This is a genomic window from Cedecea sp. (genome assembly GCF_036500665.1).
In the GTDB taxonomy this organism is placed as follows: Bacteria; Pseudomonadota; Gammaproteobacteria; order Enterobacterales; family Enterobacteriaceae; genus Cedecea.
Genome location: NZ_DASYBS010000093.1, coordinates 38,355 through 54,645, shown reverse-complemented (window position 1 = coordinate 54,645; position 16,291 = coordinate 38,355). Strand labels below are relative to the sequence as shown.

The window sequence follows — 16,291 nt, the reverse complement described above, 5'->3', positions numbered from 1 at the left end:
ATTATCCCGCCGTTTTTACGCCTAAAGCTGACGCTTATCGGCCACCAAAGACAACGCGTGTTCAACCACACCAATGCCTGCACCCGCCTTGTGGGCGTTTTCGCTCAGGTAGCGGCGCCACTGGCGCGCCCCAGGAATGCCCTGGAACAGGCCGAGCATATGGCGAGTGACGTGGCCCAGGTAAGTCCCGTTCGCCAGCTCGCGTTCAATGTACGGATACATCGCGCGTACCACGGCAACGGAATCGCTGTCCGCCACATCAGCACCGAAAATCTCACGGTCGACCGTAGTCAGCAGGCCTGGGTTTTGATAAGCCTCACGCCCTACCATCACGCCATCCAGATGCTGAAGATGCGTTTTGGCTTCTTCCAGCGTTTTGATACCGCCGTTGATAGCCATCGTCAGGTGCGGGAAATCACGCTTGAGCTGGTAAACGCGCGGATAATCCAGCGGCGGGATTTCACGGTTTTCTTTCGGGCTCAGGCCAGAAAGCCAGGCTTTACGTGCGTGGATGATGAACATCTCGCATTCGCCCTTACCTGCTACCGTTCCGATGAAGTCGCAGAGAAACGCGTAGCTGTCCTGGTCATCAATGCCGATGCGCGTTTTCACCGTCACCGGGATAGAAACCACATCGCGCATCGCTTTAATGCAGTCAGCAACCAGCTGCGCTTCGCCCATCAGGCAGGCACCGAAGCGCCCGTTCTGCACGCGATCGGAGGGACAGCCAACGTTAAGGTTAATTTCATCGTAACCGCGCGCTTCGGCAAGCTTCGCACAATGCGCCAGCGCCTGCGGATCACTTCCGCCCAGCTGCAGCGCAATCGGATGCTCATCTTCGCTATAGGCCAGATAGTCCCCTTTGCCGTGAATGATCGCCCCGGTCGTCACCATTTCGGTGTACAACAGCGTGTGGCGAGACAGCTGACGCAGGAAATAGCGACAGTGGCGATCGGTCCAGTCGAGCATCGGCGCAATGGAGAAGCGGTGCGGCTGGAAAGGAGTCTGGTTGCTTTGTGAGGACATACGTTTACGCAGGCTACGATTAAAAAAGGGTCGCTACTATAGCATAAAGCTGCGCCGGGGCATCAGGCTGCCCCGGCATTCAGCATCAGAAGGCTACGCTCAGCTGTGCGCCAGCGCCCCAGGTTTGATCCTGGCCATACAATCCCATCAAATCGACGTTCACATGTTTACCCGCCGCGAAGCCCACGCCGCCGGTAAAGACGTTGCTGTCGTTATTTTTCACATCCGCACGGTAACCGGCACGCACTGCCAGCCAGGAAAGCGGCCTCACTTCGGCACCTACGCCAACATACCGGGAATTGGCTTCGCTTTTGAAACCTTTTGTTTCGGTCAAATCACCGTCGGCACTCAGCGTCACCAGCTCGTTATGCCAGGCCACCCCAGCGGTGACCAGCGGGCTGATTTGATAAGTATCTTTATAGCTACGGACTTCACCGGTGCGCCCGTTAGTGATGCGGATATCTTTCGTGTCGATATCACGGGAAACCAGGTTCTGGCCGCTCAGGCCAACGGTCCAGTTCTCGCCAAAATCGGCCGCCACGCCGGCATCCAGGTTGAATCCGGTGTCATCGTTGCGGTACTGGCTGTTCTTCCAGTCGCCGCTGCGGTAGTCATAAATAGAGGTGGTGTAGTTATAGAGCCAGGTTTTCTGCAGCTTTGGCGTGACGCCAACGGAAACCGGCACGCCACCGACGTCAAATTTGTGGGCCAGCGCAATGCCGTAATCAGAAACGATAGCCGCACGCCCGGAGGCGGTGGAGTTCAAGTTCCGGGTGATACGGTCTGAGCCGTTTAGCGCCGCATCAATCGCTACGCTGCCCGCCACCAGGCTGGAATTCTGGATGCTGTGCAGATAATCGATATCGTTTTGATCGATTGAAGAGCTGACCTTCGCACGTGCGTAAGCCCTGGTGACAAAAGCAACTGAGAGTGTGTCATTTGGAATACTGACCGCAATGCCCGCTGCGGCTTTGGCATTTGCCGTTTCGCCCCGTAAATCTTCCAGCTCACCGGCTAAATCCCCTGCCGCACCGCGGAACTGATTTAACGTGCCGTTCGGATTGATAAGAATATCCCGCGGCGTTAACGATCCAATGGCCAGCTTATAGTTGTCCACCTTATCGCTAATCTCATCAATTTTGTCTTCGAGATTATCTTTATCCGTTATTTGCGCCCCGACGGTCGGCAGAATAACGGTAATATTGTCATCTGGCTGCGATCTGGCTAATAGCGCCGGGTTGATTAACACGCCGCTGCCATAATTAGCAGAAGCAACACCTGTTCCCCCCATCGCATCGTTACGCGCTTCGGACCAGGTCCCTGCCGCCCCGGCCTGATGGGCAATAAGTAACGTTGCGGCAAGTGTCGCCACCGAAGATTTTATTTTATTCATTCACAGCACGCCTGTCTGATTGTCAGATGATGTAACTCGCCCCTGACAGTTATGACTGAACAGAGGCAGACTATTGCTGTGAATAGCGCGATAAAAAGATGGATATTTGAACCATCAAGATCCCAAATATATCCTTAGGGTTAACGTCTCGTTGTTTCCTTGCTGATTAATTTATAGTTTACCCTTTGGCTTTCGTGAAGGCAGACCGTTATGCGGACCAAAGAATTGAGGGGGATGATCTATCCAGCGATCCTTGCGCTGCACGGCGTAAGACTGATTTAGCGGGTAATAAATTTTATTTTCAGCTTTATTAGCCTCCCCTACGACCAATAGCCGAACGTCTTGCTCGGTATTATTGATAAAGGTATGGCAAATGCCTGTTCCGGCAGGAAAACCTACGCTATCGCCGGGCTCAAGCTGCCAAAGATGGCCATTGATCCACACTTCCGGGTGCCCTTCGAGCACATACGCAAACTCCTCCTCGCTGCTCTCCGCATGGGGATAAGAGGTTCTGCGTCCAAGCGGAATGCGCTCGTGGTGAATACCAAGGCGGCCTAAGCCAAAACTGCGGGCAAGCGGGGCACCAATAGAAAACAGCTCCGTGCTGTCCGGATAGGTTGAATCATCCTCGCCTTCCAGCTCGCGCCAGTGGCGAATACAATCGGGTTTTTGCATCACTTCCTCCTGGGTAGATAGGGTCATTATGTACCAGGATTCGGCGTTTTATCCGCATTATGGTAAAGTATTGCGTCAATGACCGGGAGAGGCTGATGGACACCACAACTTCGCATGACGTGTTAGCACAGGCTGAAAAGCTGTGCCTGCAACGCAATGTACGCCTGACGCCGCAGCGTCTCGAGGTGTTGCGCCTTATGGCCGAGCAAACCGGCGCCATCAGCGCCTACGACCTGCTGGATCTCCTGCGCGTCAGCGAGCCACAGGCTAAGCCACCCACCGTTTACCGTGCGCTGGATTTTCTGCTGGAGCAGGGTTTTGTGCACCGGGTGGAATCCAACAACAGCTACGTGCTGTGCAATTTTATCGATCATCCAACCCATTCTTCTGCCATGTTTATCTGCGACAGATGCGGGGCAGTGAAAGAGCAGGCGGCTCAGGGTGTAGAAGATATTATGCAGAATCTGGCGTCAAAAATGGGTTTTGCCCTGCGCCACAACGTGATTGAAGCCCACGGGCTGTGTTCAGACTGTTCGGAAGTTGAAGCCTGTCGCCACCACGGCGCCTGCAATCACGACCACACTGTGCAGCCGAAGAAAAAGCGTTAAGAAGGGTAGGTACATCCTTGTACCCGGGCAGGATTGGTTTACGGATTAGCACATTTGAGGGGCCGCCAGGTTACCAGCGGTATTCGTTCCTGGACTCCCAGTCCTTAACCTCTTTCTCTGCCTGGTCTTTGGCGTAACCATAACGTTCCTGGATTTTACCCACCAGTTGGTCACGCTTCCCTTCAATGACGGTCATGTCGTCATCGGTCAGCTTACCCCATTTTTCTTTGACCGTACCTTTGAACTGCTTCCAGTTACCGCCGATTTCGTCCTTATTCATTGTCATCTCCTCATCGTTCGGTTTAGGTGTTTTGCATCCTCACTGTCGGATGCTGAATTTCTGGAAAACATCCAATATCTGCTGGATGTAGAAATAATTGTAGTCAAGGATTTCGGGTTACATTTAAAACTCAGAATCTTTAACCATTTTCAAAATCAGTGGCACGCGGACTCCCGCCTTAAAAGCGGGAAATCAGCATGATAGATGAGAAGTTAACGAGGATTAGAAAACGCGATCAATGGTCGCCATGCGCGGCAAACCAGGTGTTATTGCGCCAGTGGCGCCGCCAGATATAACCGAGCGACAGGCCGCGCAAAGCCAAAAATACCGCCAGCGACAGCCATAAAGCGTGGTTGCCAAACAGCGGCAGCGTAAGCAGCGTCACGCCAAAGCCTAATGCGGCAACCGCCATGCTGTTACGCATCTCCGCGCCACGCGTCGCCCCAATAAACATGCCGTCCAGTAGATAGCACCAGACGCCGACGACCGGCAATACGACCTGCCAGGCCAGGTAACTGTCGGCCTGCTGACGCAGTTCCGGCAAGGACGTCAGCAGCGCGACGATGTGTTCTCCGGCAACGGCATAGAGAGCGGCAAATGCAACCGCGACCAACCCGGCCTGCCTGCACGCTGCGCCCCAAACCTCCAGCAGTTGCCCACGGTTACGTGCGCCGTAGGCCTGCCCGGAATGAGCTTCCACCGCATAAGCGAAGCCGTCCAGCGCATAGGCGGTGAAGGTCAGCAGCGTCATCAGCACGGCGTTCACCGCCACAATTTCGCTACCGAGACGCGCGCCGAAGATGGTGATGGAGGCAAAGCAAATTTGCAGCAGCAGCGAACGCAGCATGATGTCGCGGTTGAGCGCCAGCAGCTTGCGGAGATCCCCCTGCCAGGCCGTTTTAAGACGTGCCCAGCTAATACCGCGCAGCTTCAGAACGTTACGCACCATCACCAGGCCGATAATAAACGTGGCGTATTCAGATACTGCCGTCGCCAGCGCCGCCCCCTGCACGTTCATCTGCAGCCCCATCACCAGCCAGAGGTCGAGCACGATATTGATAAGGTTCCCCACCACCAGCAGGATCACCGGTGCCCGCGCATACTGAACGCCCAGCAGCCAGCCCAACAGCACGAGGTTAGCCAGCGATGCGGGAGCACTCAGCCAGCGGATCTCCAGGAAACGACGAGCCTGATACAGCACGTCTTCGCTGCCGCCAACGACATGCAGCGCGAGGGCGATCAGCGGATAACGCAGTAGCACGATGGCAAGCCCGGCGATCAGCGCCAGCATCAATGGCTGAATCAGCGCGCGCGCCAGCCGCTGTGGATCGTTTGCGCCAAACGCCTGCGCCGTTAACCCGGTGGTACTCATTCGCAGAAAAAGCAGCAGCATAAACAGGAAGCTGGTCGCCGTCGCGCCGATAGCCACCCCGCCAAGATAAGTCGGGCTATCGAGATGGCCGATGACGGCGGTGTCGACAAGACCCAGCAGCGGTACGGTTATGTTGGAAAAAATCATCGGCAGCGCCAGCCACCACAGCGCACCATCCGTTGACGAGAAGAATCGCATGGGAATGATCCAGGGGAAAATAGAGGAGTTTAAAGCGAGTGGTACGGCAGATTTACCGCACCACCAGAAGAAGGGTTACAGCCATTCGCCGTTGCGAATCACCCCAACGGCCAGACCTTCAATGCTAAAATTCTGCTCGCGGAGATCGACGACAATAGGTTGGAATTCGCTGTTTTCCGGCAGCAGATGCACGGTGTTGCCCTGCTTTTTCAGGCGTTTCACGGTCACTTCATCGTCGATACGCGCGACAACCACCTGGCCGTTACGCACGTCCTGCGTTTTGTGTACCGCAAGCAAATCGCCGTCCATGATGCCGATATCTTTCATCGACATGCCGCTTACGCGCAGCAGGAAGTCCGCATTCGGCTTAAACAGAGACGGGTCAACCTGGTAGTGGCCTTCGATATGCTGCTGCGCCAGCAGCGGTTCACCGGCTGCAACGCGGCCCACCAGCGGCAGGCCACTTTCTTCTTCAACCAGCAGGCGAATACCTCGCGACGCGCCGGAAACAATCTCGATAACCCCTTTACGGGCCAGCGCTTTGAGATGTTCCTCAGCGGCGTTTGGAGAACGGAACCCCAGACGTTGTGCAATCTCGGCGCGCGTCGGTGGCATGCCGGTTTGGTTGATATGATCCCGAATGAGATCAAACACCTCTTGCTGCCTGGTAGTTAGTGCTTTCATTCCGCCCCCTGGGTGTTTATACAGTTATGCTGTGAGTATATACAGCCCCGGGCGAATTTGAAACCACAAATTAAGCAAAAAACCAGCGACTTAAACTATTCTGGAAAGGCTATCGCAAATGTGACCAAAGCAGCGTGGCCCAGGTCACAACGGCAAGGATAATCGCTATCAGCACCGCAGCAGAACCCATGTCTTTGGCTCGTCCGGAAAGCTCGTGGTACTCGGTGCCCACACGGTCAACCAGCGCTTCAATGGCGCTATTGAGAATCTCGACAATCATCACCAACACGACCGAGCCAATCAGTAAAATACGGGTAATAGGGTCAACGTCCAGCCAACAGGCGATAACAATAGCGATAACCGCAGCCACGCCCTCCTGACGAAAGGCGGCTTCGTTGATCCAGGCCGCACGCAGCCCCTTCCACGAGTAGCCTGCAGCCTTAATAATGCGGGTGATGCCGGTGGTATTATTCGCCATTCAAGGAAACCTTTTTAAATATTGAGCGTCAATGCTCATTGAGTCTAAATCGCAGCGCCACAGAAATTCCCCAGAGTTTCTGATATCCTTGCGGCGCATTTGCATTATTAACCTGAGGCTTTACATCATTTATGTCAGGCTGGCCAAGAATTTACTACAAATTACTTAATTTACCATTAAGCGTTCTGGTAAAGAGCAAGTCTATCCCGGCGGATCCCCAAACCGAGCTCGGTCTGGATCCTTCACGCCCCATTATGTACGTCCTGCCCTACAATTCTAAGGCAGACTTACTGACGCTGCGTGCCCAATGTCTGGATCACGACCTGCCCGACCCACTGGAACCGTTGGAAATTGACGGCGTACTGCTGCCGCGCTACGTGTTTATTCACGGCGGGCCGCGCGTCTTTACCTACTACACGCCAAAAGAAGAGTCGATAAAACTGTTCCACGATTATCTGGATCTGCACCGCAGCAACCCAGACCTCGATGTGCAGATGGTGCCGGTTTCCGTGATGTTCGGCCGCTCGCCAGGCCGCGAGAAAGGGGAAATCAATCCGCCTTTACGCACCCTGAACGGTGTCCAGAAATTCTTTGCGGTTTCGTGGCTGGGCCGCGATAGCTTCGTGCGCTTTTCCCCACCGGTTTCGCTGCGCCGCATGGCAACCGAACACGGCACGGACAAGATTATCGCCCAAAAACTGGCTCGCGTGGCGCGTACTCACTTTGCCCGCCAGCGTCTGGCTGCGGTCGGGCCACGCCTGCCGGTACGCCAGGATCTTTTCAACAAGCTATTGGCGTCAAAAGCGATTGCCCGCGCGGTTGAAGATGAAGCTCGCAGCAAGAAAATCTCCCATGAGAAGGCGCAGCAAAACGCCATCGCGCTGATGGAAGAGATTGCCGCTAACTTTTCCTATGAAGCGGTGCGTTTAACGGATCGCGTCTTAGGGTTAACCTGGAACCGTCTCTACCAGGGCATTAACGTGCATAACGCAGAGCGCGTGCGCCAGCTTGCCCATGACGGCCATGAAATTGTCTATGTGCCTTGCCACCGCAGCCACATGGATTACCTGCTGCTCTCCTACGTGCTTTATCACCAGGGGCTGGTCCCGCCGCACATTGCCGCCGGTATTAACCTGAACTTCTGGCCAGCCGGCCCGATTTTCCGCCGCCTGGGCGCGTTCTTTATTCGCCGTACGTTCAAGGGCAATAAACTTTACTCCACGGTGTTCCGCGAATATCTCGGCGAGCTGTTCAGCCGCGGCTATTCCGTTGAGTACTTTGTCGAGGGTGGGCGTTCACGTACCGGTCGCCTGCTTGATCCGAAGACCGGCACCCTGTCGATGACGATTCAGGCAATGCTGCGCGGCGGTACCCGCCCTATTACGCTGGTGCCGATTTACATCGGCTACGAGCACGTAATGGAAGTGGGTACTTATGCCAAAGAACTGCGCGGAGCGACCAAGGAAAAAGAAGGTTTCATGCAGATGGTTCGCGGTCTGAGTAAGCTGCGTAACCTTGGCCAGGGCTATGTAAACTTCGGCGAACCGCTGCCGCTGATGACCTACCTGAACCAGCATGTGCCGGAATGGCGAGATTCTATCGATCCTATCGAAGCGATTCGTCCCGCATGGCTGACGCCAACGGTGAACGATATCGCCGCCGATCTGATGGTGCGTATCAACAACGCAGGGGCGGCCAACGCCATGAACCTGTGCTGTACCGCACTGCTTGCTTCGCGCCAGCGCTCGCTGACGCGTGAACAGCTTACCGAACAGCTCGATTGCTATCTGAACCTGCTGCGTAACGTTCCGTATTCTCCGGACGCCACCGCACCAACGGTCACGGCGGATGCGCTAATTAACCATGCGCTGCAGATGAACAAGTTCGAGGTTGAGAAAGATACCATCGGTGACATCATCATTCTGCCGCGCGAGCAGGCCGTGCTGATGACCTACTATCGTAACAACATCATGCATATGCTGGTGCTGCCTTCTCTGATGGCGTCTATCATCACTCAGCATCGCCACATCTCACGGGTCGAGCTGCTGCGTCAGATAGAAGTGATTTATCCGATGCTGAAAGCCGAACTGTTCCTGCGCTGGGAAAAAAGCGAGCTGGGCAGAGAAATTGATGCGTTGATTGCGGAGATGGAACGTCAGGGTCTGGTGATGGTTGCCGATGATGAAGTGCAGATCAACCCTAACCGTTCACGCACCCTGCAGCTCCTGGCAGCGGGCGTGCGCGAGACCATCCAGCGTTATGCCATCACCTTCTGGCAGCTGAGCGCCAACCCGTCGATTAACCGCGGGACACTGGAGCGCGAAAGCCGCACGGTGGCGCAGCGTCTGTCCGTTCTCCATGGCATTAACGCCCCTGAGTTCTTCGATAAAGCCGTCTTTACCTCGCTGGTGCTCACCCTGCGGGATGAGGGCTATATCAGCGATACCGGGGACGCCGACGCGACTGAGACCATCAAGGTTTACCAGATGCTGGCAGACCTGGTGACCTCGGATGTACGTCTGACTATTGAGAGCTCGGCCTCACAGGACGACGCCTCTTAATCACGCGGAAACAAAAAAGGCGAGTCGGCATTGCGCATCGACTCGCCTTTTTTTATTGCCTGAACATTCAGAAATGCAGGTAGCTCAGCGCCAGCCCAAGGAACAGCACCAGTCCCACATAGTTATTGTTCATAAACGCTTTAAAACAGCCTTCCCGCTCGCGCCTGGCAATGAGTTTTTGCTGATGAATAAACAATCCACCCGCCAGTAAAATTGACCAGTAGAACGCGCCACCCAGGCCGTTTAGCCAGCTAACAATCCCCATCAGCACCATGGTCGCGATTTGCAGCAGGCCGATAATCAGCTTGTCGTTGCGGCCAAACAGAATAGCCGTCGACTTAATGCCAATCTTCAGGTCATCGTCACGATCGACCATTGCGTACTGCGTGTCATACGCCACGGTCCAGCAAATATTCGCCAGGAACATCAGCCAGCAGCTTAGCGGCACAGACTCGCCAGCCGCGGCAAAGGCCATTGGAATCGACCAGCCGAAAGCCGCCCCCAGCACCACTTGAGGCAAATGCGTGTAGCGCTTCATAAACGGATACACCCATGCCAGCGCCAGCCCCGCTATCGATAGCAGGATAGTCATGGTGTTTAGCGTCAGTACCAGCAGGAAGGCAAGCCCCACCAGCACAACAAACAGAATCTTCGCTTCTCTCTCGGAAACCGCCCCGCTGGGCAACGGGCGCTGTGCGGTACGCTTAACGTGGCCGTCAAATTTACGGTCAGCATAATCATTCACGACGCAGCCCGCGGCACGCATCAGCCAGACGCCAGCGATAAATACGATCAGATTCTTCAGCGATGGCAGTCCCGGCGTGGCAATCCACAGCGCCCACAGCGTTGGCCACAGCAGCAGCAAAGCACCAATTGGCTTGTCGGTACGCATCAACCGGTGGTAGGCCAGAAGTTTTCCCTGGTTAAGACTCCACTCCATTATCTTTCCTCTTTGTACAGCGGAGACGCCGGCAGGAACAGTTCGGTCAGCAGCAGCGGTTTGCCGGAGAGTCTCAGCCGGGAGCGACGCCCCCAGAGTTCGGCGCTGCGGCCAATTTCAATGTAGTCGCGCGTCAGGGTTGATGAGCTAAACAAATAGCGTCCGAGCGGCGTATTGCCAAGCTTCTGCAAGGCCAACTCGGGGCCCTCTAGCGTGGTTTCAGGCACAACGGTGCGCCCAAGCAGCCAGGGTTCGTCATCACCACAGAGAATAATTTCCCGCAGCCAGTAGCGCTCAGAGACGGGCAGTAACCCGGCTTCAGGCATATCACTGCCGGCCGGAAAAAAACCTTCACGCACAATGCGGACGGTGACTTTGCTGCAGTGCTGTTCGAAGCGTTTGGTCATCGAATCTTCCAGCAGCAGCCAGTCGAGATAAGCGGAGCTAAGCCCTTGCGGGACCTCCGTAAAGAATTTCAGGGCGCGCAACGGCGAAAGCGCGTCGGACATGGGAATACTCTCCGATACATAACCTGACGGCATTGTAGCGCAGAACGTCATCGGGGGGCAGACAATGGCAACACCCGCGGCAAATATCGCAACAATTGAGCAACAGGAAATGCTGCCCCCCTCTTTCCCCTAAATAATGCCAGTCACACCCAGGCGGCAAGGGAGTGACAAATTCGCGCAAGCGACTTTGAACGCAGTTTACTGCGGCCCCGTAGGGGGAATAATCCCCTGGAGCTTATATAAATAAGTGACTGGGGTGACAAATCTGCCGGGAGCAGATTTGAACGTTGCCAGCAACGGCCCTGAAAGGATGAAGATCATGGATGAGCTCAATAACCAGAGTGCAGCCAACTCCCCTGAGACTTGAATTATGACGGGGAAAAAAAAGGTGCGCCGGGGCGCACCAATACTTCAAGCATCAACAATGTGGGGAGATAGTTACCCCTTGCCTTTTACACTGCTGATAAAAGTTTTACGGGCGGAGGTGGAACCCAGACGCTCGGCTTCATTCAGCAGTTTCAGGGCCTTATCAATGTCGCCTTTATCCACAGCCTGTTTAATCGCGTGGTTAAAGTAGCTTTCCGTATCATTGAGCATTGGATCGCTCTTCTCGGCAGGAGCAGGTGCCGCGACCGGAGCGGGCACAGCCGTCGGTGCCGCGTAAGCCGTCGGCGGTGCAACGTTGCCTACGACAACAGGTTTCATATCGGACCCACCGAAGATCTTGCCAATCATGATGTTGCCGCTGTTCTGTTCGGTTTTGACCTGCACCGTCAGCATACCCTGCCCGCTGTGGCGGGCAACCGGGTCGGCAACATCAGGAATGGCGTTGCTTGCCCCTTCGGCGTAGAGTTTCGCTGGGTTAATCATACGGGTAGTTTCGGTCAGATCGCGTTTGGTGGTGTACACCAGCATATAAATCTGTTTCTGCCCCATCATCGGGGTCAGCTTCATCACGTTTTCCAGACGGTTGCCGGAGGTCATGCCCGGCTTCTGGTACTGGAAGTAGCTGCTCGGGAAGAAAGCAGAAGGCTGCATTTGCCCGTCGAGAATCAGGACGTTTGGCGCGTAAACGCTCAAGTCTTTTACCAGGCTGGTCAGCGTGATTTCCAGCGATCCCTGGTCGGCGGGCAGGATGAACGCCGCCACGCTACCGGAGAGCTCACCCACGTTAAGGCTAGCCGAAGAAGCACTCAGCACCACGTCCTGGCTGACGGGTGGCATCAAGGGAGTCCACGGCAAGCTCTGTAATTTCTCCGCTGGAATAGACGGTGCGGTTGAGACGTTTTGCGGGTTGATCGCCGCGTTGGCGGCAAAGGAAGCCGGCACGGACGATAAGCCCAGAACGGGAAGCAGGCAAAGCGCGAGAAGATGTTTTTTCATTGTTTTATCCTCGAAGCGAACCCGTCTCCTTCAGGCAAAAAAGAGACGGGTCAGGCATGTGAAACCGGCGGGCGCTAAGCACCCGCACGGCGGATTAACTTACCACCAGACTTCCATCTGAGCACCGAAGGTGACTTCGCTGTCGTTGCCGCGGCTGAAAGTACGGGCGCTGGTATCGCTGAAAGCAATGCCGGATGGCGTGCCCGCTACATAGTTAGAGTCGGTGGAATCGCTGGAAGAATAACCCCACTTCTCATCCCACTTGGCGTAGGTTGCGAAGACGCGGATAGCCGGACGAGACCAGATGCTGTTCCCCGCCTGCCACTGCTGTGCCAGGGTGATTTTGTACTGGTTGTTGCTCTTGTCGGTCAGCTGAGACTTCACGTTGTCGTAGCCGACTTCCAGCAGGGTGCTCATGATTGGCGTCCATTTGTACATAGGACGAACGCCCACGGTCCACCACTTGGTGCCGTTGTTATCATCGCGGTTGATATCCTGGTACATACCCACGTACATCAGGCCCCAGGTATCGTTGAAGTCGATAGCACCGTGGTCGATAACGCGCAGCATTTTACCGTCGTTGTTTTGGAAGGTATTCGGGCGCCCGGTACCGTTGGTTTGTGCCATCGCGTTAGTGCCGTACTGCACCACAAATTTGTTCAGGCTGGTGCCGAGGAAGGTCTGAGTATGTTCCACGGTACCCAACCAGCCATTTTTAGTCGCATCCTGCACGCCAAAATCGTAGTGCTTGCTGGTATTTGCGCGACCGTAATCAAAGCCAACTTCCAGAGAACCGCCTGGGTTCACTTCCATTTGCCCTAAACGAATATCAAAGATGTCGTTCGCCAGGTCTTGTTTTTTGGTAGTACCGTTGATAAATGCCTCTGAACCACCGGCTTCACCGTTACGGGTGGCAGCCAGGGAGAGTTTACCGAAGCCCAGGTTAATATCTTCCAGGCCAGCACCTGGGCCAGAAACGTCCCAGTAGTAGAAGTCGATCATGTGCACGTCATGGCGTTTGTAGTAACGCTTACCTGCCCAAATGTTGGCGCCCGGCAGCGCGTCGATCAGGTTTTTACCCACCACGTTCATCTGGCGCACGCGCGGACCACCGTTGGTGTCCTCGTCATCGTTCAGCTGGTTAGTGGCGTAACCAATCATGGTGTCAACGTAGAAGCTTTTCTCGCCTTCCTGCCAAACTTGCTGACCTAACTCAATTTCAGCATAAGTTTCACATTCGTTACCCAGACGGTATTTAGAGCCAGCACCTGTCGCTTTAAAACACTGCTGCTGGCCGCCGCTACCTGTCCAGCCAATACCAGAACGTGCGTAGCCCTTGAAATCAACGGCACCCGCCTGTGCAGACACGATGCCTGCAATTACGGCGACCGCCAGTGGGAGTTTGCGCAGAGTAATCATCATTCTATCTCCTGAGATCATTGCTTTTCTTTTTTATGGGAATGCTTAAACGCCGGGCTCTTGATGCAACCGACGACATGCGGTGCCATCTTCTCGGAACAGATGGCAACGCTCTGGCGGCAGGCCAATAGCGAATGTGGCACCCTCTTTTACCAACACCACGTCGTTCTGGCGGTAAACCAGGTTTTGACGAATGGCGGGGATTTGGATGTGAATCTGAGTCTCATGTCCAAGCTGTTCAACGACCTGCACTTCCCCTTCAAGGGTGACGTCAGCAATGTCGCTCGGCAGCAGGTGTTCCGGGCGAATGCCAAGTGACATATTGGCCCCCACCTGAACGTTGCGGCTTTCCACCGGCAGCCAGACATGCTGACGGTTAGGCAATTCCACCTGCACCTGATCAATGGCCGTCGCGGTCACTTTCACCGGCAGGAAGTTCATTTTTGGCGACCCGATAAAACCCGCCACAAAGCGGTCTGCCGGGTAGTGATAAAGCTCTAACGGCTTCCCGACCTGCGCGACGCGACCGGCGTCCAGCACAACGATTTTGTCGGCCAGGGTCATCGCCTCAATCTGGTCATGGGTCACGTAAATCATCGTGCGGCCAAGGCGTTTATGCAGACGGGATATCTCGATACGCATCTGCACGCGCAGCGCCGCATCGAGGTTTGAAAGTGGTTCATCCAGCAGGAACACGCGCGGCTCCGCGACCAGCGTTCGGCCAATCGCTACGCGCTGGCGTTGTCCACCGGAGAGCGCTTTCGGGCGTCTTTCCAGCAGGTGCGCGAGCTGCAGGGTTTCTGAAACCTGATTGACGCGCTGGTTGATATCGTCTTTTTTTGCCCCGGCAAGCTTCAGGCCAAAGGACATGTTTTCCGCGACAGAGAGATGCGGATAGAGGGCGTACGACTGAAACACCATGCCAACGCCGCGTTCAGCGGGCGGGATGTCGTTCATGCGCTTTTCACCAATCAGCAACTCACCGCTGGTGATGGTTTCAAGCCCTGCAATCATTCGCAGCAGCGTTGACTTACCGCAGCCTGAGGGTCCGACAAAAACCACGAATTCTCCTTCATTGATGTCGAGGTTGATATCTTTCGACACCACCACGTCACCCCAGGCTTTTGTTACGTTCCGCAGCTGTACGCTTGCCATTACCACTCCCTCATTACTGCCGCCTGCCGTCGGACAGGTGATTCAATATGTGTCCGACTATGAGGGATCGCTACATTTGGTAAATCCTCCACCCTAACGCTTTTTTGTGGGGGAGGAGGCGGGAGGATGAGGAAGAGGGATCTGCAACCGGTTGCAGGTGGCACAAGGGATTTTCGTGATCGCGGCTTCAGTTTTCAGTGCGTTTTTATGTGCGCCAGAACACATAACGGCCAGTTATGCAAAGCAGATCACAGATAACCACCCAGGGGCGTAGAGCAAAGGAGGATGAGAAGCGCTTGCCATCTCCGCAGACTTAACAACGTTAATCTGCACTACCCTATAAAGCGCATACCACCACTCAAAGGATGGGAACATGAAAATTAAAACCGGCGCCCGTATCCTCGCTCTGTCAGCCCTGACGACGATGATGCTTTCCGCCTCTGCACTGGCAAAAATCGAAGAAGGCAAACTGGTCATCTGGATTAACGGCGATAAGGGCTACAACGGCCTGGCCGAAGTCGGTAAGAAGTTTGAGAAAGATACCGGTATTAAAGTCACCATTGAACATCCTGATAAACTTGAAGAAAAATTCCCACAGGTGGCGGCAACCGGCGATGGCCCGGACATTATCTTCTGGGCTCACGACCGCTTTGGTGGTTATGCGCAGTCCGGCCTGTTGGCCGAAATCACCCCGGACAAAGCTTTCCAGGACAAGCTCTATCCGTTCACCTGGGACGCGGTGCGTTACAACGGTAAATTCATCGCTTACCCGATTGCGGTAGAAGCGCTGTCGCTGATTTATAACAAAGATCTGGTGCCAAACCCGCCGAAAACCTGGGAGGAGATCCCGGCCCTGGATAAAGCGCTGAAGGCGAAAGGCAAGAGCGCGCTGATGTTCAACCTGCAGGAACCGTACTTCACCTGGCCGCTGATTGCCGCGGACGGTGGGTATGCCTTCAAGTTCGAAAACGGCAAATATGATGTGAAAGATGTGGGCGTAGACAGTGCGGGTGCAAAAGCGGGCCTCGGCTTCCTGGTCGATATGATCAAGAACAAGCAGATGAACGCCGACACCGACTACTCCATCGCCGAAGCCGCGTTCAACAAGGGCGAAACGGCGATGACGATTAACGGGCCGTGGGCCTGGTCCAATATCGACAAGAGCAAAATCAACTACGGCGTGACGCTGCTGCCAACCTTTAAAGGTAAACCGTCTAAACCCTTCGTGGGCGTACTGAGCGCCGGTATCAACGCCGCCAGCCCGAATAAAGAACTGGCGAAAGAGTTCCTTGAAAACTACCTGTTGACCGATCAGGGCCTGGCGGACGTGAACAAGGACAAACCGCTCGGTGCCGTGGCGCTGAAATCCTTCCAGGAACAGCTGGCGAAAGATCCGCGTATTGCCGCCACCATGAATAACGCCCAAAAAGGCGAGATCATGCCGAATATTCCTCAGATGTCTGCCTTCTGGTATGCCGTGCGCACCGCGGTTATCAACGCCGTGAGCGGTCGCCAGACCGTTGATGCTGCACTGAAGGATGCTCAGGGACGTATCACTAAGTAAACCTTGCCCCTCACCCCGGCCCTCTCCCCATAGGGGAGAGGGGGAA

Annotated in this window: 15 protein-coding genes; 3 read left to right on the top strand and 12 right to left on the bottom strand. The window is 55.0% G+C overall.

All coding sequences use genetic code 11. The annotated features are described in order from the left end of the window. Positions 1-21 precede the first annotated feature (21 nt). The 3 genes from dusA to VGM55_RS14635 form a co-directional block, all read right to left on the bottom strand. Positions 22-1,026 (bottom strand): tRNA dihydrouridine(20/20a) synthase DusA, encoded by a 1,005-nt coding sequence (gene dusA / locus VGM55_RS14645; protein ID WP_154188560.1) that lies wholly within the window; start codon positions 1,024-1,026, stop codon positions 22-24. Positions 1,027-1,111: 85 nt separating this feature from the next. Continuing rightward, positions 1,112-2,419, bottom strand: coding sequence for a conjugal transfer protein TraF (locus VGM55_RS14640; protein ID WP_331635875.1), 1,308 nt, complete (start codon positions 2,417-2,419; stop codon positions 1,112-1,114). A gap of 171 nt (positions 2,420-2,590) precedes the next feature. After that, a complete protein-coding gene (locus VGM55_RS14635) occupies positions 2,591-3,094 on the bottom strand; it encodes a cupin domain-containing protein (protein ID WP_331635874.1) in 504 nt (167 codons plus the stop codon). A gap of 95 nt (positions 3,095-3,189) precedes the next feature. Here VGM55_RS14635 and zur point away from each other — a divergent pair, with 95 nt between their 5' ends. Beyond that, positions 3,190-3,702, top strand: coding sequence for a zinc uptake transcriptional repressor Zur (gene zur, locus VGM55_RS14630; protein ID WP_154188563.1), 513 nt, complete (start codon positions 3,190-3,192; stop codon positions 3,700-3,702). Positions 3,703-3,772: 70 nt separating this feature from the next. Here zur and VGM55_RS14625 read toward each other — a convergent pair whose 3' ends face one another. The 4 genes from VGM55_RS14625 to VGM55_RS14610 all read right to left on the bottom strand — a co-directional run bounded on the left by VGM55_RS14625 (position 3,773) and on the right by VGM55_RS14610 (position 6,714). Continuing rightward, the gene (locus VGM55_RS14625) at positions 3,773-3,982 is read right to left on the bottom strand and encodes a CsbD family protein (protein WP_038476694.1); all 210 of its coding nucleotides are present in this window, start codon (positions 3,980-3,982) and stop codon (positions 3,773-3,775) included. Between the two features lie 235 nt (positions 3,983-4,217). After that, positions 4,218-5,552, bottom strand: a complete 1,335-nt coding sequence (gene dinF / locus VGM55_RS14620) for an MATE family efflux transporter DinF (RefSeq protein ID WP_331635873.1) — start codon at positions 5,550-5,552, stop codon at positions 4,218-4,220. Positions 5,553-5,627: 75 nt separating this feature from the next. Next, on the bottom strand, positions 5,628-6,236 hold the full coding sequence (gene lexA / locus VGM55_RS14615; protein WP_154188565.1) for a transcriptional repressor LexA: 609 nt from the start codon (positions 6,234-6,236) through the stop codon (positions 5,628-5,630). 109 nt (positions 6,237-6,345) lie between these two features. Further along, on the bottom strand, positions 6,346-6,714 hold the full coding sequence (locus VGM55_RS14610; protein WP_331635872.1) for a diacylglycerol kinase: 369 nt from the start codon (positions 6,712-6,714) through the stop codon (positions 6,346-6,348). Positions 6,715-6,845: 131 nt separating this feature from the next. On the opposite strand from VGM55_RS14610, the gene plsB reads away from it, so the two are divergent. Next, positions 6,846-9,275: a glycerol-3-phosphate 1-O-acyltransferase PlsB gene (plsB, locus tag VGM55_RS14605; protein WP_154188567.1), complete on the top strand. Its 2,430-nt coding sequence runs from the start codon at positions 6,846-6,848 to the stop codon at positions 9,273-9,275. Positions 9,276-9,342: 67 nt separating this feature from the next. Here the strand turns inward: plsB and ubiA are convergent, their stop codons facing one another. From ubiA to malK, 5 genes are all read right to left on the bottom strand, one after another. Next, entirely contained in the window at positions 9,343-10,215 is an 873-nt protein-coding gene (ubiA, locus tag VGM55_RS14600; protein ID WP_154188568.1) for a 4-hydroxybenzoate octaprenyltransferase, read from the bottom strand. Then, the gene (gene ubiC, locus VGM55_RS14595; protein WP_154188569.1) at positions 10,215-10,724 is read right to left on the bottom strand and encodes a chorismate lyase; all 510 of its coding nucleotides are present in this window, start codon (positions 10,722-10,724) and stop codon (positions 10,215-10,217) included. Before ubiC ends, ubiA begins: the two co-directional genes overlap by 1 nt. 438 nt (positions 10,725-11,162) lie before the next feature. Next, complete coding sequence (malM, locus tag VGM55_RS14590) at positions 11,163-12,107, bottom strand: maltose operon protein MalM (RefSeq protein WP_331635871.1); 945 nt, start codon at positions 12,105-12,107, stop codon at positions 11,163-11,165. A 99-nt stretch (positions 12,108-12,206) separates the two neighbouring features. Then, complete coding sequence (locus VGM55_RS14585) at positions 12,207-13,526, bottom strand: maltoporin (RefSeq protein WP_331635895.1); 1,320 nt, start codon at positions 13,524-13,526, stop codon at positions 12,207-12,209. 45 nt (positions 13,527-13,571) lie between these two features. Further along, positions 13,572-14,681, bottom strand: a complete 1,110-nt coding sequence (malK, locus tag VGM55_RS14580) for a maltose/maltodextrin ABC transporter ATP-binding protein MalK (RefSeq protein ID WP_154188571.1) — start codon at positions 14,679-14,681, stop codon at positions 13,572-13,574. A gap of 373 nt (positions 14,682-15,054) precedes the next feature. Between malK and malE the strand changes: the two genes are divergently transcribed. Continuing rightward, positions 15,055-16,245, top strand: coding sequence for a maltose/maltodextrin ABC transporter substrate-binding protein MalE (malE, locus tag VGM55_RS14575; RefSeq protein WP_331635870.1), 1,191 nt, complete (start codon positions 15,055-15,057; stop codon positions 16,243-16,245). Positions 16,246-16,291: the final 46 nt, after the last annotated feature.

Excerpts from the sequence above, each read along its gene's own strand:
- dusA (WP_154188560.1), bottom strand. The coding sequence starts at position 1,026 with ATGTCCTCACAAAGCAACCAGACTCCTTTCCAGCCGCACCGCTTCTCC.
- VGM55_RS14640 (WP_331635875.1), bottom strand. The coding sequence starts at position 2,419 with ATGAATAAAATAAAATCTTCGGTGGCGACACTTGCCGCAACGTTACTT.
- VGM55_RS14635 (WP_331635874.1), bottom strand. The coding sequence starts at position 3,094 with ATGCAAAAACCCGATTGTATTCGCCACTGGCGCGAGCTGGAAGGCGAG.
- zur (WP_154188563.1), top strand. The coding sequence starts at position 3,190 with ATGGACACCACAACTTCGCATGACGTGTTAGCACAGGCTGAAAAGCTG.
- VGM55_RS14625 (WP_038476694.1), bottom strand. The coding sequence starts at position 3,982 with ATGAATAAGGACGAAATCGGCGGTAACTGGAAGCAGTTCAAAGGTACG.
- dinF (WP_331635873.1), bottom strand. The coding sequence starts at position 5,552 with ATGCGATTCTTCTCGTCAACGGATGGTGCGCTGTGGTGGCTGGCGCTG.
- lexA (WP_154188565.1), bottom strand. The coding sequence starts at position 6,236 with ATGAAAGCACTAACTACCAGGCAGCAAGAGGTGTTTGATCTCATTCGG.
- VGM55_RS14610 (WP_331635872.1), bottom strand. The coding sequence starts at position 6,714 with ATGGCGAATAATACCACCGGCATCACCCGCATTATTAAGGCTGCAGGC.
- plsB (WP_154188567.1), top strand. The coding sequence starts at position 6,846 with ATGTCAGGCTGGCCAAGAATTTACTACAAATTACTTAATTTACCATTA.
- ubiA (WP_154188568.1), bottom strand. The coding sequence starts at position 10,215 with ATGGAGTGGAGTCTTAACCAGGGAAAACTTCTGGCCTACCACCGGTTG.
- ubiC (WP_154188569.1), bottom strand. The coding sequence starts at position 10,724 with ATGTCCGACGCGCTTTCGCCGTTGCGCGCCCTGAAATTCTTTACGGAG.
- malM (WP_331635871.1), bottom strand. The coding sequence starts at position 12,107 with ATGAAAAAACATCTTCTCGCGCTTTGCCTGCTTCCCGTTCTGGGCTTA.
- VGM55_RS14585 (WP_331635895.1), bottom strand. The coding sequence starts at position 13,526 with ATGATTACTCTGCGCAAACTCCCACTGGCGGTCGCCGTAATTGCAGGC.
- malK (WP_154188571.1), bottom strand. The coding sequence starts at position 14,681 with ATGGCAAGCGTACAGCTGCGGAACGTAACAAAAGCCTGGGGTGACGTG.
- malE (WP_331635870.1), top strand. The coding sequence starts at position 15,055 with ATGAAAATTAAAACCGGCGCCCGTATCCTCGCTCTGTCAGCCCTGACG.